This is a genomic window from Arthrobacter sp. CAL618 (assembly GCF_000468215.1).
Lineage (GTDB): Bacteria > Actinomycetota > Actinomycetes > Actinomycetales > Micrococcaceae > Arthrobacter_D.
The window spans coordinates 10,726-13,414 of the sequence record NZ_ASZW01000055.1; the positions used below are offsets into that span (position 1 = coordinate 10,726).

2 pseudogenes are annotated in these 2,689 nt (G+C 66.5%); both read right to left on the reverse strand.

Going from position 1 to position 2,689, the window contains the following annotated elements:
* Positions 1 to 1,411: pseudogene (locus K728_RS23015) on the reverse strand (FAD-binding oxidoreductase); the annotation flags it as partial.
* A 7-nt stretch (positions 1,412 to 1,418) separates the two neighbouring features.
* Positions 1,419 to 2,689: pseudogene (locus K728_RS18295) on the reverse strand (aspartate aminotransferase family protein).

The following is a 2,689-nucleotide window of genomic DNA, read 5'->3' on the forward strand; positions in this document are numbered from 1 at the left end:
GGCCGGCCTCGGTGCGCAGGTCATAGGTGATGCGAATGTGCATGCAGCCGGCACCGAAGTGGCCGTACATAACGCCTGTGAGGTCGTGGCTGGCCAGTACCTCACGGAAATCCGAAAGGTAGCCGGCCAAGTTTTCCGGCGCGACCGCGGAGTCCTCCCAGCCGGGCCAGGATTCACCGCCGGTGGAGAGCCGAGCGGAAAGCCCTGCGCCGTCCTCGCGGACACGCCACAGGGAGGCCCGCTCCTGCAGGTCCGGAACTGTGCGGCCGTCCACTAGCCGGCCGCTTTCCTTGAGCCGGGCCAGCAGCCGGTCCGCTTCGGCGCGGACCTCGTCCGGGTTATCGCCGTCGAGGTCAACATAGAGCCAGGCTTTGCCCTCCGGCAGGGCCGTCACGGAGCCGTCCCCGCGGCGGAAGCGCATGGTGTCAACGATCGCCTCGTCGATGCCTTCGACGGCAGCCGGTGAGAACTCCAGGATGGTCATGATGTCGCGCGCAGCGTCCACCACGTCTGCATAGCCCAGGCACACCAGCAGGGCGGTGGCGGGCTTGGGGACGAGCTTCATCCGGGCGCCTACAATGATGGCGCAGGTCCCTTCGGACCCAGCGAGGGCGCGGGCAATGTTGAACCCGTTTTCCGGCAGCAGGTTGGCCAGGTGGTACCCGGAAACCTGGCGCTGGATGCGGGCAAGCTCAAGGCGGAACTCGGACAGGTGGTTGTGGGCCAGGTCCTTGAAGGAAGTAGTCAGGGCGGCAGCGCGGGCGGCGGAGGCCCTGTCCTTAGGGTCCGTGGCACGCAGGCCTGTGCTAGTGGCGGTGAGCCGGGCGCCGTCGGACGTGACTACGTCGATCTCTGCCACGTGGTCAGAGGTCCTGCCGTAACGGACGGAGTGGTTGCCGCAGGCGTCATTCCCCAGCGAACCGCCCACGGTGGCGCGGTTCTTGGAGGACGGGTCCGGGGCGAAGGTAAAGCGGTTGCCCGTTGCCTTCTCCACTTCGCGGGAGAGGACAGACAGAACCACACCGGGGTCTACGGTCACGGTGCCCGCAGCCTCCTCGATTTCGTGGATCGAATTCATGTGGTGGGAAAAATCCAGCACGACGCCGGGACCCATGGCGTTGCCCGCCATGGACGTCCCGCCGCCGCGGCCGATCAGCGGCGTTGCCGTTTCACGGCACGCGGCAACAACCGCGACGACGTCCTCCACTGTCCGCGGAAACACCACAGCCAGTGGGGCCACCCGGTAGTTGGAGGCGTCGTAGGAGTATTCCGCGAGGCGGCGCGGAGAGCTGTCCGCGGCCACACCTGCCGATGCCAGGCGTGCCAGCACAGCCGGCTGACCGGGGTCAGGCGAACCGGAGCGGCGGGTGCCCGTTGCCGGGCGCGCGGGGGAGTGAACGGCATCAACCATGGTTGATTCAGGCCCCAGTCGTGGCGGGCACGGCTCCGGTGACGGCGCCGACGGCGTTTTCGAAGCGTTCGAGGCCGGTGGTGATTTCGTTGGCGGTGACGACGAGGGCGGGGATGAGGCGGACAACGTTGCCTGCGGGTCCGCAGGTGAGGGTGAGTAGGCCCTGGGTGGTTGTGGCCTGCTGGACTGCTGCGGCGGTGGCTGCGTCGGGGGTGCCGTCTTCGGCGGTGAACTCGATGCCCTGCATCAGGCCTTTGCCGCGCACGTCACCGATGACCGGGAAGCGGTTCTGGATGTCTTTCAGGCCGGACTGGAGCTGCTCGCCGCGGATCCGGGAGTTCTCCACGAGCCCTTCATCCCGGACGACGTCCAGGGTCGCGACGCCGGCGGCGGCGGAGACGGCATTGCCGCCGTAGGTCCCGCCTTGGGAACCGGGCCAGCCCTTGGACATCGTCTCGGTCGAGGCGGCGATCGCGGAGATCGGAAAACCCGAAGCGATGCCCTTGGCGGTGATCAGGATGTCCGGGGTCGCGGTGGAGTACTGGTGTCCCCAGAACTTGCCCATCCTGCCCACCCCGGCCTGGACCTCGTCAAAGATCAGCTGGATGCCGTGCCGGTCCGCGCGTTCACGCAGGCCTTCCAGGAACGCCGGCGGGGNNNCCCGCCGTCACCCAGGGCCGGTTCGATCAGGAACGCCGCCGTGTCGTTCGGTGCGGTGCGGGTCTGCAGCAGGTAATCGAGTTCCTTCAACGCGAACGCCACCGTGGCAGCCTCGTCCCACCCGTACCGGTACGCATACGGGAACGCGGACATGTGCACACCGGACATTAACGGAGAGAACCCGGCAGAGAACTTCGTCCCGGCAGTGGTCAACGACGCCGCAGCGACCGTCCGGCCGTGGAAGCCGCCCTGGAACACCACAATGTTCGGCCGGCCCGTGGCCATCCTAGCCAGACGGACCGCAGCCTCCACCGCCTCCGAACCCGAATTGGCGTAAAACACCGAATCCAGGCCCTCAGGCAACACCTCACCGAGCTTCTCGGTCAACTCCAGCAACGGCTTATGCATCACTGTGGTGTACTGCGCATGAATAATTTTGCCCACCTGCTCACGGGCAGCTTCCACCACCCGCGGATGGCAGTGACCCGTACTCGTCACACCAATACCGGTCGTGAAATCCAGGTAGGACTGGCCATCAGTAGCATGGATCCAGCTGCCCAGGGCGTGATCAACCACCAAAGGAGTTGCTTGCTTCAAGAGAGGGCTAAGGGAAGTCAT